Origin of the sequence: Bradyrhizobium sp. SZCCHNR1002 (assembly GCF_032381435.1) — a bacterium.
In the GTDB taxonomy this organism is placed as follows: Bacteria; Pseudomonadota; Alphaproteobacteria; order Rhizobiales; family Xanthobacteraceae; genus Bradyrhizobium; species Bradyrhizobium aeschynomenes.
In genome coordinates, this window is sequence record NZ_JAUHIS010000008.1 from 278,045 (window position 1) to 298,091 (window position 20,047).

General features: G+C 60.3%; 10 protein-coding genes and 1 pseudogene. 6 read left to right on the forward strand and 5 right to left on the reverse strand.

The window, feature by feature from the left end:
* Positions 1-128 precede the first annotated feature (128 nt).
* Positions 129-1,079 carry a glycosyltransferase gene (locus tag QX108_RS30500; RefSeq protein WP_315787180.1) on the forward strand — a complete coding sequence of 317 codons (951 nt, stop codon included), beginning with the start codon at positions 129-131 and terminating at the stop codon, positions 1,077-1,079.
* Here the strand turns inward: QX108_RS30500 and QX108_RS30505 are convergent, their stop codons facing one another.
* The 4 genes from QX108_RS30505 to gmd form a co-directional block, all read right to left on the reverse strand.
* On the reverse strand, positions 1,080-2,078 hold the full coding sequence (locus QX108_RS30505) for an FkbM family methyltransferase (RefSeq protein ID WP_315787182.1): 999 nt from the start codon (positions 2,076-2,078) through the stop codon (positions 1,080-1,082).
* On the reverse strand, positions 2,057-2,782 hold the full coding sequence (locus tag QX108_RS30510) for a hypothetical protein (protein WP_315787184.1): 726 nt from the start codon (positions 2,780-2,782) through the stop codon (positions 2,057-2,059). Before QX108_RS30510 ends, QX108_RS30505 begins: the two co-directional genes overlap by 22 nt.
* A 152-nt stretch (positions 2,783-2,934) precedes the next feature.
* Positions 2,935-3,798, reverse strand: coding sequence for an ABC transporter permease (locus QX108_RS30515; protein ID WP_315787206.1), 864 nt, complete (start codon positions 3,796-3,798; stop codon positions 2,935-2,937).
* A gap of 1,349 nt (positions 3,799-5,147) precedes the next feature.
* Positions 5,148-6,248: a GDP-mannose 4,6-dehydratase gene (gmd, locus tag QX108_RS30520; protein ID WP_315787186.1), complete on the reverse strand. Its 1,101-nt coding sequence runs from the start codon at positions 6,246-6,248 to the stop codon at positions 5,148-5,150.
* A gap of 805 nt (positions 6,249-7,053) precedes the next feature.
* On the opposite strand from gmd, the gene QX108_RS30525 reads away from it, so the two are divergent.
* A complete protein-coding gene (locus QX108_RS30525; RefSeq protein WP_315787188.1) occupies positions 7,054-9,945 on the forward strand; it encodes an NF038122 family metalloprotease in 2,892 nt (963 codons plus the stop codon).
* Between the two features lie 300 nt (positions 9,946-10,245).
* Complete coding sequence (locus tag QX108_RS30530; protein WP_315787190.1) at positions 10,246-14,130, forward strand: S8 family serine peptidase; 3,885 nt, start codon at positions 10,246-10,248, stop codon at positions 14,128-14,130.
* 358 nt (positions 14,131-14,488) lie between these two features.
* Here the strand turns inward: QX108_RS30530 and QX108_RS30535 are convergent, their stop codons facing one another.
* On the reverse strand, positions 14,489-14,692 hold the full coding sequence (locus QX108_RS30535) for a hypothetical protein (protein ID WP_315787193.1): 204 nt from the start codon (positions 14,690-14,692) through the stop codon (positions 14,489-14,491).
* 937 nt (positions 14,693-15,629) lie between these two features.
* Here QX108_RS30535 and QX108_RS30540 point away from each other — a divergent pair.
* The 3 genes and pseudogenes from QX108_RS30540 to QX108_RS30550 form a co-directional block, all read left to right on the forward strand.
* Positions 15,630-16,397: pseudogene (locus QX108_RS30540) on the forward strand (transposase); the annotation flags it as partial.
* The gene (locus QX108_RS30545; RefSeq protein ID WP_315787194.1) at positions 16,394-16,528 is read left to right on the forward strand and encodes a hypothetical protein; all 135 of its coding nucleotides are present in this window, start codon (positions 16,394-16,396) and stop codon (positions 16,526-16,528) included. The pseudogene QX108_RS30540 and the gene QX108_RS30545, both read left to right, overlap by 4 nt.
* Before the next feature lie 780 nt (positions 16,529-17,308).
* The gene (locus QX108_RS30550) at positions 17,309-20,002 is read left to right on the forward strand and encodes an FG-GAP-like repeat-containing protein (protein ID WP_315787196.1); all 2,694 of its coding nucleotides are present in this window, start codon (positions 17,309-17,311) and stop codon (positions 20,000-20,002) included.
* The last annotated feature ends 45 nt before the right edge of the window (positions 20,003-20,047 follow it).

Below are 20,047 nucleotides of genomic sequence, written 5' to 3' on the forward strand. Positions count from 1 at the left end.
ACATTTGCAGAAGGCTCTCTTCGCAACAGATGCGATCGGGGGAGCCTCGGCGTGGACCATTCAACCAGCCGTTTCCGAGCCTGTCCGTCGCGCAGCGGGTCGTGGTGTCATGATCGCGAGGTGCTCTCGTGACTGACCGCGTGCCGCTCGCGCTTTTCACGTATAACCGCCCGCTGCACACGCGACGAGCGCTTGATGCGCTGCTTCGGAACGCGCGCTTAGAGGATGTCAGAATCATCATCTACTCGGACGCCCCGAAGCGACCCGAGCACGCAGAAGCGGTTGAGGCAACGCGACGATTAGTTGCAGACTGGGCCGTGACGAACGGCGCCGACGTCGTCGTGCGTCCAGAGAACTTTGGTCTTGCTCGCTCGATCGCCGGCTCAGTCGATGAGCTCACGCGCGCTTACGGCCGGGTGATTGTCCTCGAGGACGACCTGGTTGCAGCTCCCGACTTTGTCCGCTTCATGCTCGAAGGGCTGGAGCGTTATGCTGATGCCGCCAGTGTTGCGCAGATCTCCGGTTGCCACCTCAAAGGTGCGGCCCAAGTAGCCGGAGATGCCTTCTTCATGCCGTTGACGACGACTTGGGGGTGGGCGACATGGGCGCGGGCATGGTCGCTATTTGATTGGCAGACGGACGGTATGCTCGATGAGCTGGCCCGCGATGCCGGGTTCCGCAGCCGCTTCAGCCTCAATGGCGCAGCGGATTATGAAGCGATGCTGTCCGATCGCATTGCCGGCAAGAATGACTCTTGGGGCATTCTGTGGTGGTATGCCGTCGCCAGGGCAGGCGCGCAGGTTCTCTACCCGCGTACGAGCCTGATATGGAACGGCGGATTCGATAACTCCGGCGTTCATTGTGCGGGTAACCTCCCCTTCCAGCTCGAGGCTCCAGCTCAATTCAGTCGGACCATCTTGCCGGCGACGCTGCGAATGCCTGATCGGGTTGAGCCGGACATGGCAGCATTCAATGAGGTCTGTCTTTGGCTGCGGGCAGGTGTCTCTCCAGCCGTTGATCGTGGCGGCCTCGCAACGCGACTGCGAGGGGCTTTGAAGCGTTGGGCCGGCCGCCGCTGATCAGGAAAAATCTGCACCTGTGCGAGCCAGGATGACCGAATTGAAGAGCCGGAACCGGACTTCATAATTCCTGGCGAGAAGATATCTGAGAGCGGGATCCTGGTGCATTTCGGCGAACGGTGTCGACAGCGCTTCGATGATAATCACGGCGGGCGCGTAAACGTCCCAATTGCCCGAACGCAAGACAGCCAGTTCTGCGCCTTCCACATCGACGCTGAGGAGATCGACGTTGATTCCGGGAGGCACGAACTCGTCCATGATACTTGCGAGCGTCTTCGGGCGAAGCTCGATTTCACCAGTCTTGTCCCATCCAGCCGCGACGTAGCTGTCGGCGAGCTCTGCGTTGGTCGTGTTGAGGGCGCCCTCGCGAAAGAGGTGCATCTGCAGGGGTTCTGTTTGATCCGACACCGCGAGTTCGAGGTTGACGTCTCGGGGCCGGAGCAGGCCGAACGAGCTCATGCTCCCGGGGGTTGCGTCGACATTGATGCCGCGCCATCCACGGCGGTAGAGCGCAAACGTATTGGAGAACCTGGTGGCGTGATGAGCGCCGATGTCGACATAGAAGCCGGAGCGACGATCACCGAATAGCCGCTTGAGCAGGATATCCTCCCCCTCCTGGCTATAGTGGTGGCTGCCTCCGCCGAGCGCAGAGAAATGCTCGAGCAGAGCGTCAGGAATGTCGGCAGGGTCCAGGCCCGCACAGGCCCGCGTCAATAATTGCTTTCTCAAATCAAGTGGCAAGTGGTCGGCATCAGCAGCAGAAAAAGCCGCCGAAAGCAGCCGCCCGAGCTGGCTCGCATCCAGCTTCTGTTCGCTGAGCGCCTTTTCGAGGATTTGTAAGCAGGAGGCGATATCCACATGAGCGCCGATCCTGGCGAGCTGGACCGCCAATCTGGCGCGGTGCTCGGGAGCTATTCGGCGTCCGACGAACTGGATCAGCGATCGCGCGATGCTCGACAATCGAAAGCTAAGCGTGGTCACCAGTTGCTGCCCCTGCATGCTTCAATGCCTCCGACTGGTCGCGGATGATTGAGCCGGCCGTTGAGAACACTATCCGATCGCACCAGCAGCGATGTTGTCCAGCAATAGATGTTGATTGGGCCAAATCCGCTGAAATCCACCTGAAGGAAACCTTCACCACGAAAGAACTCTGCTACGTCGGTGTACCAGTCTGAATTGTCGAGCACGATGCAGCCGCCCGCACTCAGGTGAGGCAAGGCTGCCCGCGCGCATTGATTGCGCCAGACCCCGTCGATGATGATGACATCAAATTCTCCTCCGATTTCGGATATGGCCCCAGCATATTCCGTGACCTCCTCCCGGAGAATGAGCTTTTCCAGTCGACTTGACCGATGCAGCATCTTCTCGAACCAGGCGGAATCATGCTCGACGGCGGTCACCTTGGCTCCCTTATTCGCCCAAAACAGGGACGAATTGCCGCAACCAAACTCGAAGATTCGTAATCCTCTGGCGTCAAGCTGCTCGAAGTATTCCAGTGCGGGATATGTGTACCAGGGAACAGGTTTCCCATCGACGGCGACCGGCAGTTTCAGCTCGAGCGTACGTCCGTAGCCATACTTGTTCACGAGGATGTCGAGAGCAGGCTCGAATGCCTTCGGCTCGGGTTTGGGCGTGGCATGCGCCAATGCGTTCGCGACCGTCCTCTGGACATAGGTGTTGATCCGATCTTTGAGCCATCTCATCTCGAGCATACTCCTGCGCGCTGGCCGGCGTCCGCCAAGCGAGTTGCTCGATGGATGGGCTCGCACGTGAATTGGGACTCGGGCCGCAACATTGTCTTAACGGGAGGTCTTGTTTCTGTTCAATTTGCTGTCGCTGCCTGTCGTCGGCTCAGCTACAGCCGCTCCGCTACGAGGTCCTCGAGCAGGTAGAAGATCTTCAGCCCAACGGCGACCAGAATCATGGTCGCGACGATCACCAGCAAAAACACCGGAATGTCGTTGGCTTGGTCGAGGCAGATCAGCGCACGAGGAACATCGATGAGGTAGGTCAACGGATTGCACTTGATCAGAAACTGTAAGGTTGGGCTCTCGATGCTCGAGTGCAGGTATACCGCAGGCGTCAAGTACATCAGCAGAGAGAGCCCTTGCGTGGCGAGCGGCGTAAGGTCGCGCGCAATTGTGCCGAGCACTGCGAGCATCAAGCCAATAGCCGTCCCGAGCAGTACCATGGGCAGAACCAGCAATGGATAGGCGAGTATCCAGAGGCTGGGCCAACGACCCATGATCAAGAACACCGCCATCATCGTGATCATGCTGATGGCGATGGAATAGAAAACGCCTGCCAGCGAGCTCATGGCGAGCGCCAGCTTTGGAATCTTGGTTCGCAGAATGAGATCAGCCTGCGACTGCAGCCCACTGCTGACCGCTCCCATTGCGCCCGGTAGACATGCCCAGATGGTGGTGCCGACGAGAACATAAAGAGGGTAGGGAATCTCTCCTTGGCCTGGCTTGAGAACGCCAATGGAATAAAGAAACAGGAAGCTGACGATCCCCAGGATCGGATTGAGAAGAGCCCAGAAATACCCGAGAATTTTCTGTCGGAATTGAGCGATGAAGTCGCGCCAGAAAAGGCGAGTAATCACGTGGCGAGAGTTCGATAGATCGAAGTAGGCTTGGCGCAGGCTCGACGTTAGTCCACCGCTGCGCTGTGTTGCCTCATAAATTGTAATCGTGTCCTGGCGGTCAGACTTGATCATCGCCACCTCGCGGGCTTCTCTCGTGTGGTCAAATTGTGATTCGCTGGCTGCCTCGTCGTCGATTTACGAGAGGCGGAATTCTCTGAGATCCCGCGCTATCGATCGAGACTTCCTGTGCATGCGGGTGTAAAGCCGGACGTGCCTTCTGAAACGGTGTCCTCCACATCAGTGGATCTTTGAAGGTTTTCCCGACATCGCGACGATTGCTCCACCACCGCGATAGCCAGCCGGCGGCGCTGAGCGCCGCACCTTTGGGTCCGTGTCACACACGGGGACGCTTTGAGCAAGTGGAATTCGCAATCTCACTCCGGCACAATCGGGCGATGCACGAGCAGTGCAGCGCGCCGATCTGGTGCCTCTGAGCCAGGCATTCTCCATATGCCGGCCACGATGGCAGGTTGTCGCGCTTGAGGCTGCTGCCAACCGGACAGGAGTGAGCAAATGGTTCAGCCACGCGGTGGGATGCAAGCAGCGATTGGGTGCATCAAGGTTAGCCGTCTGCAGCAACCGTAGAGGCAGTTAGCTGACTGTATGATGATACCGATAAGATTGCAAGCGGTCTCAATGGTGACTGTCAACCGTGGCAACGGGAGCGCCGCGATCTTCCAGTTACTTCGCCGCCTATTGGCGGTGCACGCCGCCGCCGAACCAGGTCGCGCACACGTCGAGCCTCGTGCATAGCCGCAAATGCTGAACGGGCTGCCGTTTGTCGAGGGATGCCTCGCGCGACGGACCGACCGATACGGAGGCTACAACGGATTATCGAAGGCTTTGGTGCGGTGTCCGGTCGTCGTGCGGTCAGAATGAGATCTGACAACGCGCGACCGAGCGCGGCGGCCGTTACAGGTCCTGATAGGGCCGGCGGATAGCCGCTTCAAGTCGTGTAGGCCTGCCTCGCTGGGAGCAAAGCGCGAGTTCTGGCGAATCCGCCTTCGGCTCCTTGCCAGGGGATTCAGCGACCAAGGCCGATACTATGTCACCGGGTTCTCGCAGATCTGCGGAGGACGTTGGCGTTGGCGCCCGTGTGACCTTCAACGGCGGACGGCTGGGGCTTTGAGCTCACCGTCATTCTTTTCGACGCGGCCGCAACGATCGTGCTCCGGTGTTCTTCCGTTCAAGGGCTCAAAAGCCCGCGCCGATGGGCGTAGCCTTTGCGACGGACATCCTTCTACATCTGTTCGTGTAGCTATTCACCTGCTTGCGCACGCATTCGGCCGCGTGCGGCTGCGGCTCCCAACCTGTATTCAATGTCCTCCTGCTCTCAGGCATGCCACCGTTGACTGGGAGCACGAAAGCATCCGCAGTCTGCTTCTCTCCCGATGAGCGAAAACGATGGCTGCCTAAGGTCTTCAGCTATTGACCGGTCTAGCCGCCGCCTCACGGCGAGCTTCAGCCAGGTCGCAAACGACCATCTCTTTCACCAAATCCCGAAAGCTCGTCTGCGCTTTCCAGCCGAGGCTCTTCCAGGCCTTTGTGGCATCTCCGATCAAGAGGTCGACCTCGGTCGGCCGGAAATATGCCGGATCGATGCGTACAACAATCCTGCCTGAAGCGGTATCGCGGCCCACCTCTTCGACCCCCTTTCCTTGCCACTCTATGCGACGACCGATTTCTCCAAAAGCAAGCTCTACGAATTCGCGTACCGAGCGTGTCTCTCCGGTAGCAAGAACAAAGTCATCCGGCTTATCCGCCTGCAGGATTGCGTGCATTCCCTTCACGTAGTCCCTCGCGTGTCCCCAGTCGCGCTTTGCTTCAAGATTTCCAAGGTAGATAGTGTCTTCCAACCCAACTTCTATTCTCGCAACTCCCCGCGTAATCTTGCGGGTAACAAAAGTCTCTCCGCGTATCGGGCTTTCATGGTTGAACAAGATGCCATTAGAAGCAAATATGCCATAGGCCTCACGATAATTTACTGTAATCCAATAGCCGTATAGCTTCGCAACTGCATAGGGAGATCGTGGATAAAACGGCGTGGTTTCCCTTTGAGGGACTTCTTGGACCAAGCCGTATAGCTCGGAGGTTGACGCCTGATAGAATCGCGTGTCTTTCTCCAGGCCGAGAATGCGAATGGCTTCTAACAGCCGGAGAACTCCGACGGCATCCGCATTGGCTGTGTATTCCGGGCTCTCAAAGCTGACGGCGACATGGCTCTGAGCTGCGAGATTGTATATCTCAGTCGGCCTGATCTGTTGCACCAACCGGATAAGATTGGTCGAGTCTGTCATGTCGCCGTAGTGCATCAGGAACGGGACGTCGCCGACGTGGGGGTCTTGGTACAGATGATCCACGCGAGCCGTGTTAAAGGACGACGATCGACGTTTGATTCCGTGTACCGTATAGCCGAGTCCCAGAAGATACTCAGCCAAGTACGCGCCATCTTGGCCCGTCACGCCTGCAATAAGCGCTACACGCCGTTTACGATCTTGTCCCACCACGTTCTCCTCGACCATGCTCGCTCTGCGAATTGTCAACAATGAAGGCGCGTCTAGATATCCGTCCTGGATGACCACGGTCCGCGTGCTCTGTGACGCACGTGGACGGCGATCGAGTCTGCGCTCCGCGATATCATCTGCGATCGCCAAAGTCTAATGGTAGGCCTTCAAGGAAGCTAGGCCGACCGGTCGACGCAAAATTCGCTGTGCTCTTGGCGGCAACCGGTGCACAAGCGAGATCGGAACAACCCTCTTGGGAAAGCTCGCCGACAAAACTGCCGTGAGAGGCAGCCGCTGCAGCTCACTGCTCTATCTCAAGCCCGCCAGCTTGCCCCGGCCCGGTCAGGCCGAGTGATTCTCTGCGTTCGGCGGCCTCAAAGTGCTTCGGACGGGAGCCATGCACTGGCCAGTTGTCGCAACACCGACCCCAGGACATTTAATTCGACAAGATTCTGGGTGGCACCCTCGCGTCGATCGAACAATTCGATCAATACAAGTTCCGATCTCAAGAATCGAAGAAGGTTCGTCAAAGCCGGGGCAAACATTGCGGCAGCAGACGACGTTCAGTCGAATGGACGAGCCGACTGTAGGGCAGCTGGGCAATGCCCCACGATGGAAGCGAACTCAGCTCGCCAACGATCTGTTTCGCGGCAGAAGGCCCATGCCAATCCTCGCCCGCCGCTTTTTCTCGTCTGACCGCTCTCGTTAACCACTGAGCAAGACGATCAGGCGGATAGATATCGTTGGTTCGGTCGTGAATCGCTCATCACTGGATCAAAGGTCGAGCCATACGCCGTTCACGCAAGCAGCTGGGACTTAGGCAATGCCTGGGCTTTCGATCTCACAGTCGGTCACAAATTCGGCCCCTGACGATGCGGGGGTCTTACCGCCGACGAATCCGGTCGAGCTTCCCCAAGAGGCCGTGGAATCGCTGCTCGCCCAGGGCGATTTCGGCGGGATCGGCGCGGTCACCGCGGTGAGTGCCGGCGGTCTGACCATCAATCTGCTGTTCGACACGGCGGCGATGAATGCACCGGCGAGCTTTCGCGCCGGCATCCAGCAGGCCGCAGCGATCCTCACCTCGATGATCTCGGACCGCATCACCGTCAACATCAAGATCGACTATAGCGGCGTCGGCGGCGGCGCGGCAGCCGGTCCTGACGGCGGCCAATGGATGAGCTATTCGAGCGTCAGGTCCAACCTGATCAACTATGCCAGCCCCGGCGATACCACCTTCAATGCCCTGCCGGCGGGATCCAGCATCCAAGGGCAATCCTACGTCGCGGTGTGGAATTCGCAGCTCAAGCTGTGGGGCGGCCTCGGCGCCAACGATGCGACCACCGACGACGGCAGCGCAACGTTTGCGACCGACATCAATTCAAACCTGCTGGTCGGCGTGGCGCTGCACGAGCTGACGCACGCCTTCGGCCGCGTGCCCTACGGACCGCAGCCCGACGTCTTCGATCTGTTCCGCTTCTCCAGCCCCGGCGTGCGGCTGATGACCGGCGGCGCGACGGCGGGGACGGCGTATTTCTCGGTCGATGGCGGGTATACGAAGCTCGCCGATTACGGCCAGTCATCGGACCCCAGCGACTTCCTGAACAGCGGCGTGCAGGGCGGCAACGATCCGTTCAATGAGTTCTACACCTACAGCACGCTGCAGACGCTGACGGCGGTGGACCTCAAGCAGATGGACGCGCTCGGCTTCCATCTCGTTTCCGCAACGCCGGTGACGATCGAGGCGTTGGGGTCGACCAGCCTGGTCCAGCTCGGACTGAGCTACTTCCTCAATCCGGTCGGCGGCGGCACCGGGCCGCAGATCAAGTTCGGCGGCAGCGTCGTTCAGCCAGGACAATTGGGCGGCTGGACCCCGATCGCGGGCGAGGCCAGCGGCGGCGGCTATCAGGTCGCCTGGAAGATGACGGGCGCGGACCTCTACACGGTGTGGAACGTCGACAGCAGCGGCAACTACACCGGCAACGCCATCGGCGGCGTCTCGGGAGGCACGGCCGCATTCGAGGCGTTCGAGACGTCCTTCCACGAGGACTTGAACGGCGACGGCATGATTGGCATTCCGACGACGGTCATCGAGGCTGTGGGATCGACAAGTCTCGTCCAGGCCGGCAACGGCTATTTCCTCAATCCCGTCGGCGGCGGCACCGGCCCGCAGGTCAAGTTCGGCGGCGCCAACCTGGTGGTCGGTCAGCTCGGAGGCTGGGCGCCGATCGCAGCCGACGTCGTCGGCAGCGGCTATCAGATCGCCTGGAAGATGGCGGGTGCGGACCTGTACACGGTCTGGAACACCGACAGCAGCGGCAACTACACGGCCAACGCCATTGGTGGCGTTTCGGGCGGCACAGCCTCGCTCGAAGCGTTCGAGACGTCCTTCCATCAGGACCTCAACGGCGACGGTACGATTGGCATTCCGACGGTTGTTGTCGAGTCGATTGGTTCGACCGGTCTGGTCCAGACCGGCAACGGTTACTTCCTCAATCCTCTGGGCGGTGGCACTGGCCCGCAGGTCAGTCTCGGCGGCGCGTATTTGGTCGCCGGACAGCTCGGTGGGTGGTCGCCGATTGCGGCCGAGGCCGTCGGCAGCGGCTATCAGATCGCATGGAAGATGACCGGCGCAGATCTCTATACGGTCTGGAATACCGACAGCAGCGGCGCCTATACGAGCAACGCGATCGGCGCCGTCAACGGCACCAACAGCGGTCTGGAAGCGCTGGAGACCAACCTCCATCAGGATCTGAACGGCGACGGTACGATCGGCATCCCCTCGGCCGTGATCGAAGCGCTGGGATCAACGAGCCTGGTGCAATCCGGTTCGACCTACTTCCTCAATCCGGTCGGCGGCGGCACCGGGCCACAGATCGTGTTCGGCGGCAGCGCCGTCACCGTTGGCCAGTCCGGCGGCTGGAACCCGATCGGCGCAGAGAGCTCCGGCGGTGGCTACCTGGTCGCCTGGAAAATGGCTGGCGTCGACCTCTACACGGTCTGGAATACCGACAGCAGCGGTGCTTACGTCAGCAATGCAATCGGCGCCGTTCCGGGCGGCTCGGCGGGGCTGGAAACGCTGGAGACCAGCTTTCATCAGGATCTGAACGGCGACGGCACCATCGGTGTGCCCGCTCACGTCGCAGCGGGCACGCAAGCCCTGACGCTGGCCGGTGGCCCGGACGTGGTCCTGACGGTGTCCGGCAGCTTCGGCGGCTCCCTGATCGGGTTCGGCGGCAACGGCGATCAGATCGACCTCAGCAGCATTGCCTTTCATTCGCTGCAGGCGCATTTCGATGACGGCAGCGGGCTGCTGTCGCTCAGCGACGGCGCGAGCAGCACCTCGTTGCATTTCCTCGGACCGCTGTCGCAGGACAGCTTCCGATTCACCGATGACGGCCAGGGCGGCACGATGATCTCGGCGGCCGCGGGTCCGGCGAGCGGCCCCGCTCCGCAAGCCGTCTCCCTGGCAGGACACGACACCTTCGTCTTCGCCGAGCATTTCGGCCAGGTCAGCGTCGCCGACTTCCATCTGGGCAGCGACACGATCGTCATCAGCCACGAGCTTTTCGCGAATCAGGCGGCGCTGTTGGCGTCGATTCACGACGATGCGGCCGGCAACGCCGTGATCACCGACGCCGCGCACGACACGATCACCGTCCAGCACGTCACGACGGCGGACCTGCTGAGCCATTTGTCCAGCTTCCACCTGGTCTGATCGGCGCGTCAGCGGTCCTCGGGACGGGCTGACGGGGAGCAAATCCCCTGCAGTGCCCGCTCCGATCTCTGCCCATGTCCGAGCTGCCCCAGCGCAGGCTGGCTTGGGACCCCGGGAAATAGCCGCTCCCCCAAATACAATCAATAGTTGATTGCGACCGGACGGATCGAACAATGGCATATGGCCCGAGCGGCCTTTCTTCGATACCATTTTATACAAAATCTGGCGGCATCACTGCACGATGCTTCAATTCCATCACGCCTGTCCGGCCTCGAGGACAGGATCACCATCGTGGCATGCATGTTTTACGAATCTGGCCGTACCGAAGACATTCCTGACCGCTGGCGTGAAGCCGCCCAGTTCCTCATTTTCGATCCTGTTGCTGGCGGGCGTCACGAGTTGCATGTGCAGCAGCCTGCTGCGGCCGCCGAGTATGAATTCAAGCCGGCCTCCACCATCGCGCAGACGCCGCATGGCCCGGCCGAGCAGATCGATCCTATCCCCCCTGCGCCAAGCGCCGATGCTCCGAGCGGGGCGCCCGGCCTCCTCGCGCACAACGACGCCGAGGCAACGGTGGTCGTACAACTCGTCGACGTGAGCACCCGGGCTCAGACGCCGGCGCAGGAGGCGGCAGAGCTAACGGCTCGAACGGTAGCCGCCGGCTGGCAAGTCACCGAGCCGTTCTTCCATCCGTCCACGGCGATCGCCGGCAACGCCTCCGTCGGACCGGCGCATGCCGGACAGAGCACCAGCGAGAGCGGGTTCGTCCTCTCGATCAGCGTCGAGATGTGGTCAGGCGCCAGCGCATCGCTGCAGACATGGTCGTTCAGCAGCCTCGGAAAGCCCGCGACAGCGCAGTCCGGACCGAGCGGCGAGCCCGCGCCGTCGCTTCAGGACGCGGTGACGGAAGCCATCGCCTCGGCGGTCAGTGCACAAGGCGCGACCAGCGCCCAGGTCGTTCAGGCGCTCGGCGGCAACTCCACGGGCGTGACGGGAGCCGGCATCAAGATCGGCGTCCTCTCCAGCAGCTTCAACAATCTCGGCGGCGCCGCAGCGGACGAAGCCAGCGGAGCCTTGCCCTCGGCCTCCAAGATTCAGATCCTCAAGGACATGCCATCGGGCGGGACGGACGAAGGCCGTGCGATGATGCAGGTCATCCACGACATCGCGCCTGACGCCAGTCTCGCCTTCTATACCGCCTTCCAGAGCGAGCAGGATTTCGCCGACGGCATCATCGCGCTCGCCAATGCCGGCTGCAAGGTCATCGTCGACGATGTGAGCTATTCGGACGAGCCGTTCTTCCAGAACGGCGTTGTCGCCCAGGCCATTCAGACCGTTCAGGCCATGGGCGTGACCTATGTGACGTCGGCCGGCAACAACGGCAGCACGGCCTATCAGACGTCCTGGACCTCGATCTCCGGCAGCATCGGAGGAATGTACTACGATGGCAATGCGCTGAGCTTCGGCGGCAACATCGCGCAAACCATCACCGTCACCGCGGGCGCCAACCTGCTCGTGCAGTGGGACCAGGCTTGGGGTCAAGCCGCGTCGCATCTCTCGGTCAACGTGTACCAGAATGGACAATACCTCGGACACGTTCCCAACAGTTATCAGAACCCGTGGATCGGCCTGCATTTCGCGGTCTCCGGCACCTACCAGATCGTCATTGCGGACGTTTTCGGCCCCACGCCATCGACAATCAAGGAGATCCTGGCAGGCAACGGCCTCCCGGTCTCCATCAGCGGCGCCAACGTCGGAACGGTCTTCGGTCACGCGATGACCCCGGGGGTCATCACCGTCGGAGCCGTCAATGCCGCCAACACGCCGGCCTTTGGCACAACACCGGTCTCGGAAAGCTTTTCATCGTCCGGCGCCGGGACCGAGATCCTGTTCGCCAACGACGGCACGCGCCTTGCGACGCCGCTCCAGCTCAGTCCGGTCGTGGTCTCCGGCATCGACAACATCTCGACGACCGTCACGGGAATGACCGACTTCTATGGCACCTCCGCAGCCGCGCCGAGCGTTGCCGCGATTGCGGCCTTGATCCTGACGGCCAACCCGACGCTGAGCTACGCCGACGTCTCGGAGATCCTGCAGCAGACGGCGGTGCCGATGGCCAATCCGGCGGTGGCCGGCGCGGGTCTCGCCCAGATCGATCCTGCGGTCGGATCGGCCCCTTATTTCGCCAACACCATCGTCGAGGCGCTCGGCTCGATCAGCCTCGCCCAGGTCGGCGTCATCTACGATCTCAACACGATCGGCGGAAGCACGACGGTGGCGCTACGGTACAATGGTGCGAACGTAGTGGTTCACTGGCTCAGCGACTGGACGCCGATTGGCGCCGAAGCCAATGGCAACGGCGGCTATGAGGTCGCGTGGAAGTTGCAGGGGCAGGATCTCTACACTGTCTGGAACGTGGATGGCAGCGGCAACTACAAGGGTAACGCGATTGGCGGCGTGTCTGGAAGTTCGACGGCGCTTGAGACGTTCGAGACATCGTTCCATCAGGACCTGAATGGCGATGGCACGATCGGCCTGGTCAGCATCGTTATCGAGGCGCTGGGGAGCACCAGCCTCGTTCAGGCCGGAAACGGCTATTTCCTTAATCCGGTGGCCGGCGGCAGCGGCCCGCAACTCAAGTTCAACGGCTCGGCCGTCGCGCCGGGACAGCTCGGCGGCTGGACGCCGATCGCAGCGGAGGCCGCCGGCGGCGGCTATCAGGTCGCCTGGAAGATGGCTGGCAGCGACTTATACACGCTCTGGAACGTCGATAGCAGTGGCAACTATACGGGCAACGCGATCGGCGGCGTTTCCGGGGGCTCTGCCGCGCTCGAGGCATTTGAGACGTCGTTGCATCAGGACCTGAATGGAGACGGCACTATTGGTGTGCCGACCACGGTCATTGAGGCGGTTGGCTCAACCGTCCTGGTCCAGACCGGCAACGGCTTCTCGCTCAATCCCGTCGGCGGTGGCGCTGGTCCCCAGCTGAAGTTCGGTGGCACGAGCGTCGTCGCCGGACAGCTCGGCGGCTGGGCTCCGATCGCGGCCGAAGCGTCCGGCAACGGCTATCAGGTCGCCTGGAAAATGGCGGGCGCCGACCTCTATACGGTCTGGAACACTGACAGCAGCGGCAACTACACGACCAATGCGATCGGCGCCGTCGCAGGCGGCTCGGCTGCGCTCGAGGCCTTCGAGGCGTCATTTCATCAAGACCTCAATGGCGATGGCACGACCGGGATTCCGACGACCGTCATCGAAGCCGTTGGGTCGACCAACCTAGTCCAGATCGGCAACGGCTACTACCTCAATCCGGTCGGCGGCGGCATCGGTCCGCAGATCAAGTTCGGCGGCAGCGTCGTCACCGTCGGCCAGACTGGCGGCTGGGATCCGATCGGAGCAGAGGCATCCGTTGTCGGCTATCTTGTGGCTTGGAAGATGGCCGGCACCGATCTCTATACGGTGTGGAACACCGACGGCAGCGGCGCCTATGTCAGCAACGCGATCGGCGCCGTTTCGGGCGGCTCGGCGGCGCTCGAGACGCTGGAAGCCAGCTTCCACCAGGATCTTAACGGCGACGGCACGATCGGCATTCCGGCTTCGAATAGCGCGGTAACGGCGACCGCGGTGACCGCCAACACGTCGGGCGGCGCCAACCTGATGCTCGCCGCCCCCTCCTTCAGCGGCAATCTTGTCGCCCTTGGCAGCACTGCGGCCCAGATCGACCTCCAGAAAATCGCCTTCGCGTCGCTGCAGACGCATTTCGACGAGGTGAGTGGCGTGCTGTCGCCAAGTGACGGGACGAGCAGCTCATCCCTGCAATTCGTCGGTGCGCTGTCGCAGGATAACTTCCAATTCGCCGGGGATGGCCTAGGCGGTAGTTTGAATTCCGGCGCGGCGGCGCAAGCGGCCGGCGTGATGTCTGAGCCGGTATCGCTGCAGGGCCACGACACATTCGTGTTCGCCGCGCATTTCGGTCAGGTGAGAATCGACGACTTCGCCCTTGGAGCCGACAAGGTCGTGTTCACCCAGAGCCTATTCGCCGACCAGTCGGCGTTGCAGGCAGCGATCCATGACGATACGGCGGGCAACGCCGTCATCACCGATGCGGCACTGGACGCGATCATGGTCAAGCATGTGTCGACCGCCGAGCTGCTGTCGCATCTATCGAGCTTCCACATCGTCTGACTGTGAAGCTTGTCCAGAAGTTCGTCTCGCTCGACCAAACTTTGAGCTCCGTGACCGCCGCCTCTAAGAAGTCGGCCAATACGCGCATTATGAAGAGAATGGCGACCGGCTCCCGCTGCTCTCGACTGAACGCGCGAATTGCGCGGCCGCTGGTCCCGCCGCTCTCAATTGTGATGTTGATTCTCGATAACGGTTGCGTGCCTTAGACCATGCGAGATGTGGAAACGAAGTCACGGGTCGAGCTACCAAGGCACCGGCAGACGAGGGCGGCGTGGGCGGATGCCTTCGACCTGCGACGAACGGACCGCATCTCGGCCTGCCCAAGGGAGTGAATTCATAGCGAGCGTTTCAGTCTGCTTCACGCCAGCGCAACACTGTCGAGACAGACGTTCTTATGCACACCGAAGCCCAGCAGATTCGGAGCAATCTTCTGGCTCAGTTCGGAGGTGCCGTTCGGGAAATGCCGCCGGGCCTCTGGAAGGTCATCACGTCCTCTGTTGCCGCGGGGCGCGATGCCGGTTGGCAACCCGTCATGATGCTCGCAATGGATCCCCTGCTGCACGGAGGACCACCAGGATCTTTGTCGGCCGCCAATTTTGCCAGCGCGAAGAAGGCCAAGCAAAGAAGAAACAGCCCCAACATTAAAGACAATCGACGTAGAATCGGCACTCCGTTACCCCTCCCGCGTACCATCTGCGATGGCACGGAAGCTGGATTGCAGCCAGTCCTCTGTGGTTAGTCCTGTGAATATAGCCAATTGGTGTGGCCAGTGTGCCGCAGTCTCGGTGTCAAAAAGTAGCGATACCACTTTGCTCTCGTTAAAGTAGTGGATCGTCCGCCAAGCTAGGGAGTTTGTGCAACAAGTGCGTCGGTCTCGGCGGAAGGGATCTTATTAGTGCCTTGCACCAAGTGGGCGTTGGGGTCGTTCCGGGGGAATGCAGCGGCAATGAGCGCTGAGAATGCGTAGCCGTCCGCTCTTGCCGTAACCCTCCGCCGGAGGCCGCCTTGGCAATTTGGTGTTGGTGCTGAGAACTGTCCTTATGGACAGAGATAAGGACCGTGCCCGGATCGGGCGACTTGAGGTGGTCGAGACGGGTCGGCGGCGGCGCTGGTCTGAGGATGAGAAGCTCAAGATCGGCTGGAGAGCCTGCAGGGGGGTCCGGCAGGAGTCGGCAACAGCCCGGCGATTCGGCATCTCACGTTCGTTGCTCCTCAGCTGGCGACGGCCTCGACAGAATGAAGCTGGGCTGCGATTGAACTTCGTTCCGGTAAAAGTGATTGCAGATCCAGTGGCCGCGCCTCTGCCGAGAGAGCCGACCGTCGGCGGCGCAATTGAGATCGAGTTTGCGGCCGGAGCCAGGATGCGGATCACGTGCGTCGTCGATGAGAGGACGCTGAAGGCCGCTGTTGCCGCATTGGCGGACGGGCGGACGCGATGATCCCGATTCCGTCAGGAATGCGCGTGTGGATCGCTGCCGGCCACACTGACATGCGCCGCGTTGGCCATGATCATGTTCGAGAAGTTCGGCCAGCATCAGCCAATGAACCGCCAAGCCGAGCGCTACGCTTTGGAAGGCGTGCCGATCGCGCTGTCGACGATGGCGGACGCAGTTGGATCGGTCTGTGCCGCGCTTGATCCCCTGCTACGCCTGGTCGAAGCCCATGTCATGGCGCCCGCTTTTCGTCATGCCCGACATCGAGGAGAACGCGCGACGCAAGGCTTCCGGCAAGAAGGACGTCCCGCTCTCGCCGATCGCGGTCGAGATGATGCGACGGATCGATGCGCTGTTCGAGATCGAACGCTCCATCAATGGCAGGAGTGCTGAGGAGCACGTTCGGGCGCGGCAGACGCTGAGCCGGCCTCTGGTCGAGGATCTGCAGGTCTACTGCGCGAGCTGCTCGCCAAACTGTCCCGTGGCCACGATATCGCCAAGGCGTTCAACTACATCCTCAAGCGCTGGACGAGCTTCACCGCGTTCCTCGATGACGGGCCGATTTGCCTCTCGAACAATGCTGCTGAGCGTGGCCTGCGAGGCATCGCTCTCGGTCGAAAATCCTGGCTGTTCTGTTGCTCCGATCGCGGAGGTCGGCGCGCCGCGGCCATGTACAGCCTGATCGTCACGGCCAAAATGAACGGCATCGATCCACAAGCCTGGCTTGCGGATGTCCTCGCGCGCATCGCTGCTCATCCGGCGCATCGGCTGGATAGATTTCTGCCCTGGAAGTGGGTGCCTCAGGCCAAAGCGCTCTCGGCTCAAGCAGCATGACCACGCACGTCAACAAAGTGCATCACATCACCACCATGGCCAAGGTCGCGAAGAACCTCGGCGAAGATGAAGACTGGCTGCAGGACGTCGCCAGTGAAATGGACATCGAGGACGGCGTCATCTGGGTCTAAGTCGTCGCCGACGACGGCGTCATGGCCCTCACCGACTTCGGCGTCGAGAACTTGATCGAGATCCTGAAGATGCGCAGGGAAATCTGAGAACCGCTGACCCGCTGACAGCCAGCGGCTGCTTCCTCCGCGGCCTACGAGGGATGCTTACCGTGTTTTCCGAGAACGCGAAATTGATGCGCGTTCCGCGGGAGCTGGACATGCCCGATTGGTTTGAAGGGAAAGCAGAAACCGATTCCTCGGGCCGTGTCGACGCTGCAGCGCTCTGATCCAGCGCAACGTGTGCAGGTCGGCTTCTGACGTGAGCTGTAGACCTGCGGACGGTGCAAGGCTCACAAAGTTCGGCATCGAGTTCATAGCGAGGCAGGGCGTGCAGCAAAAGCGTTGAGTCTGATTCGTCCAATTCGTGCACGCGCGAGGATGTTGTGGAGTTATTCTGTACTCAGCGTTGTGTGCCGTGTCGTCGAATGCGGCGATGGGTGCGTCATGCGAACAACCTTTGCTCGCAAATGTAGAGGAGGGTGCGGGACCTGGAGGTGTAGGTTGTATTTATAGACCACACTCATCCACATGTTGTTAAAAAATTCGAATGTCAGTTGATCGTGAAATTCAAATAATGTCTGTTGTGTTTCGGGGTGTACAGAGACTGCGGGGGCAGGGGTGACGAGAGATCTGGAGTTCGGCGCTCGACGTCGTCGCGCGCGTAGAGCAATCAGTGCTGCGCTTGCGTATGCGAGTGCATTCTTTTGTTTTCAGAATACAACTATAGGTTATGCCGAGACTATGTCGCTACCGGGAAAGGTCTCGGTCGGCCAGAGCGGCTCTGCAGGCTATTCGCTCCCGATTGCGCTGCCGCCGGGATCTGCAGGTGTCGCGCCATCTTTGTCGCTTGACTACAACAGTCAGGGCGGAAACGGCATTGTCGGGGTCGGTTGGTCGCTGGGGGGGTTGCCCTCGATCGGGCGTTGTGCCCGGACTATCGTGCAGGATGGCGTGCTGGGCAGCGTCAATTTCGATGCAAACGATCGCTTCTGTCTCGACGGGCAGAGGCTTATTGCAGTGAGCGGCGCCTACGGGGCCGAAGGTACCGAATATCGGACCGAAGTCGAATCGTTCTCGAGGGTGATCTCGCATGGAGTCGCGGGTACCGGCCCGTCGTGGTTTGAGGTTCGCACGAAATCGGGACAGGTCATGGAATTTGGCCATACGACCGATTCGCAGATCCTTGCAGTTGGTAAGTCGACCGCGAGGGCTTGGGCCCTTAGCAAGTTGACCGACACGAAGGGAAACTATTTGAGTCTGACCTACAGTGTCGATGCGGCAAATGGCCAGGCCTTACCAAGCAGGATCGACTACACGGGAAACAGCGTCGCCGGGGTCAGTCCATATAACTCTGTTCAGTTTACCTATGCGTCGCGACCGGACGTCATTCAGCACTACCAAGCTGGGTCTATCGTCCGAACTGTAGTTCGCCTGACCAATGTGAAGACCTATGCCGGTGCAAACATGGTCTCGGACTACCGACTTTCCTATCAGCAGAGCAGCACGAGCGGAAATTCCGAATTGACATCAGTGACGGCGTGCGCCGCTTCGGGAAATTGTCTTCCGGCAACGACGTTCCAGTGGAGTAACGGTGGCGGCGGGTCATTCTCGCCGTCTGTTGCGACGAATCCGAATAATCTCGTCGCATCGTCATACGTGCGAATGCAGTATTGGACGCCGGTTCTGATGGATCTTAACGGCGACGGAAAGACCGATTTTGTCCTGACGAAGAACAAGTCGATCTTTGCGTATCTGAGCAATGGCGATGGCAGCTACACCAATGTGAATTCGACGCAGAACGTCTGGGACTTCGGCGGCTATCCGGCCGCGGTGTATGTGACGTTCGTTGGAGACTTCGATGGAGACGGGAAAAGCGATTTCGCTTTCGTGAACTCATCGCAGATCTTTCCGTTTCTGGGTAACGGTGACGGCACGTTTCGCGTCGGAGTCGTTCAGACTCCGGCCAACTGGCCCATCTTGGATCAGGGTTCGTTCGCTCCGATTTCCGGCGATTTCAACGGGGATGGCCGTACCGATTTCATCCTGATCAATCAGGATTATCTCTACGAGTGCATCAGCAATGCAGCTGGTTCGTTTGGCTGCAGCTCGATCTGGATCAATAATGGATGGAATTTCGGGAATCCGAATACCCGTTATGTGCCGATCACGGGCGACTTCAATGGTGATGGCAAGACCGATTTCATCATGCTTGGAGGCACGACGCTTTACGAGGCGTTTGGCAACGGCGATGGCACCTTCAGTTATCGGCAGATTGATCTAACCAATGGCTGGCGGTTCGGCTGGCCCGAGGATGGAATCCCCCCGTCCGATTACATGCCTGTCGTGGGCGACTTCAATGGAGATGGTAAGACTGACTGGCTGATGCTCAAAGCGGGGACGCTCTATATGTTCCAGAGCAGGGGGGACGGCAATTTCGACTACGTGCAGATCGCAATTCCGGGTTGGAATTTCGGTACTCCGCCGACGACCGGATTTGACGTGATTGCCGGTGACTTCAATTTGGACGGTAGATCCGATTTTGTTCTGATCGGGGGTAATGGGCCATATATCTACCAGTTTCTGAGCAAGGGAGATGGATCCTTTGCCTACAATACGATCTCCATGCCAAACAACTGGAACTTTGGAGCGCCGCCGAGTGCCAACTACTTCGTGTTTGGGGGGGACTTCAACGGTGACGGGCGGTCTGACTTCGCGCTGATGGACAACGGTTACATCTACACTCTTGCGGCGAACGGCGGTTCGGGCGATCTCGTCAGCCAAGTGACCAGTGGGCTCGGTGCAACGGCATCGATCACCTATACACCTATGACTAACGGATCAGTCTATACCAAGGACACGAATGGTAGCTATCCCATCCTGGACATGCAGATGGCCCTCTACGTGGCGTCCAGGCTGGACCAATCCAATGGCGTCGGCGGTACCTACAGCTCGTCCTACAGCTATGCAGGCGCCAAGCTCGATTTGGGTGGTCGCGGCTACCTTGGTTTTCGCCAGATGACTGTGAAAGACCTGGCAACTGGCATTGCTGACACGACGACCTTTCGTCAGGATTTCCCCTTCATCGGCATGGTGTCCTCAGCTACCCGAACGCTTGGCGCGCAGACGCTCGGCCAGTCGGTCAACACCTATCTGTGCCTGAACGTAGGCGGTGGGACGGGAATCAGTTCGTCCAGTGCACCATACCGTGTCTTTCTGACGCAAAACACGTCTAGCGGCACGGATCTGGATGGCTCTGGGCTGCCGACGGTCACGACGACAAATCAGTATGACGACTTCGGCAATGCGACACAGGTCGTGGTGGCGACGCCCGATGGTAACAGCAAGACCACGGTCAACACGTACGCCAATGATACGTCGAACTGGTATCTCGGCAGGTTGACGCGGGCGACAGTCACGAGTCGCAGACCGCAATAGCGGCCCATCTTCCCCATTCAGATTGAAATCGAGCTCACGCTGGCC

Excerpts from the sequence above, each read along its gene's own strand:
- QX108_RS30510 (WP_315787184.1), bottom strand. The coding sequence starts at position 2,782 with ATGAGATGGCTCAAAGATCGGATCAACACCTATGTCCAGAGGACGGTC.
- QX108_RS30530 (WP_315787190.1), top strand. The coding sequence starts at position 10,246 with ATGTTTTACGAATCTGGCCGTACCGAAGACATTCCTGACCGCTGGCGT.
- QX108_RS30515 (WP_315787206.1), bottom strand. The coding sequence starts at position 3,798 with ATGATCAAGTCTGACCGCCAGGACACGATTACAATTTATGAGGCAACA.
- QX108_RS30525 (WP_315787188.1), top strand. The coding sequence starts at position 7,054 with ATGCCTGGGCTTTCGATCTCACAGTCGGTCACAAATTCGGCCCCTGAC.
- QX108_RS30550 (WP_315787196.1), top strand. The coding sequence starts at position 17,309 with ATGTCGCTACCGGGAAAGGTCTCGGTCGGCCAGAGCGGCTCTGCAGGC.
- QX108_RS30545 (WP_315787194.1), top strand. The coding sequence starts at position 16,394 with ATGACCACGCACGTCAACAAAGTGCATCACATCACCACCATGGCCAAG.
- gmd (WP_315787186.1), bottom strand. The coding sequence starts at position 6,248 with ATGGTCGAGGAGAACGTGGTGGGACAAGATCGTAAACGGCGTGTAGCG.
- QX108_RS30505 (WP_315787182.1), bottom strand. The coding sequence starts at position 2,078 with ATGCAGGGGCAGCAACTGGTGACCACGCTTAGCTTTCGATTGTCGAGC.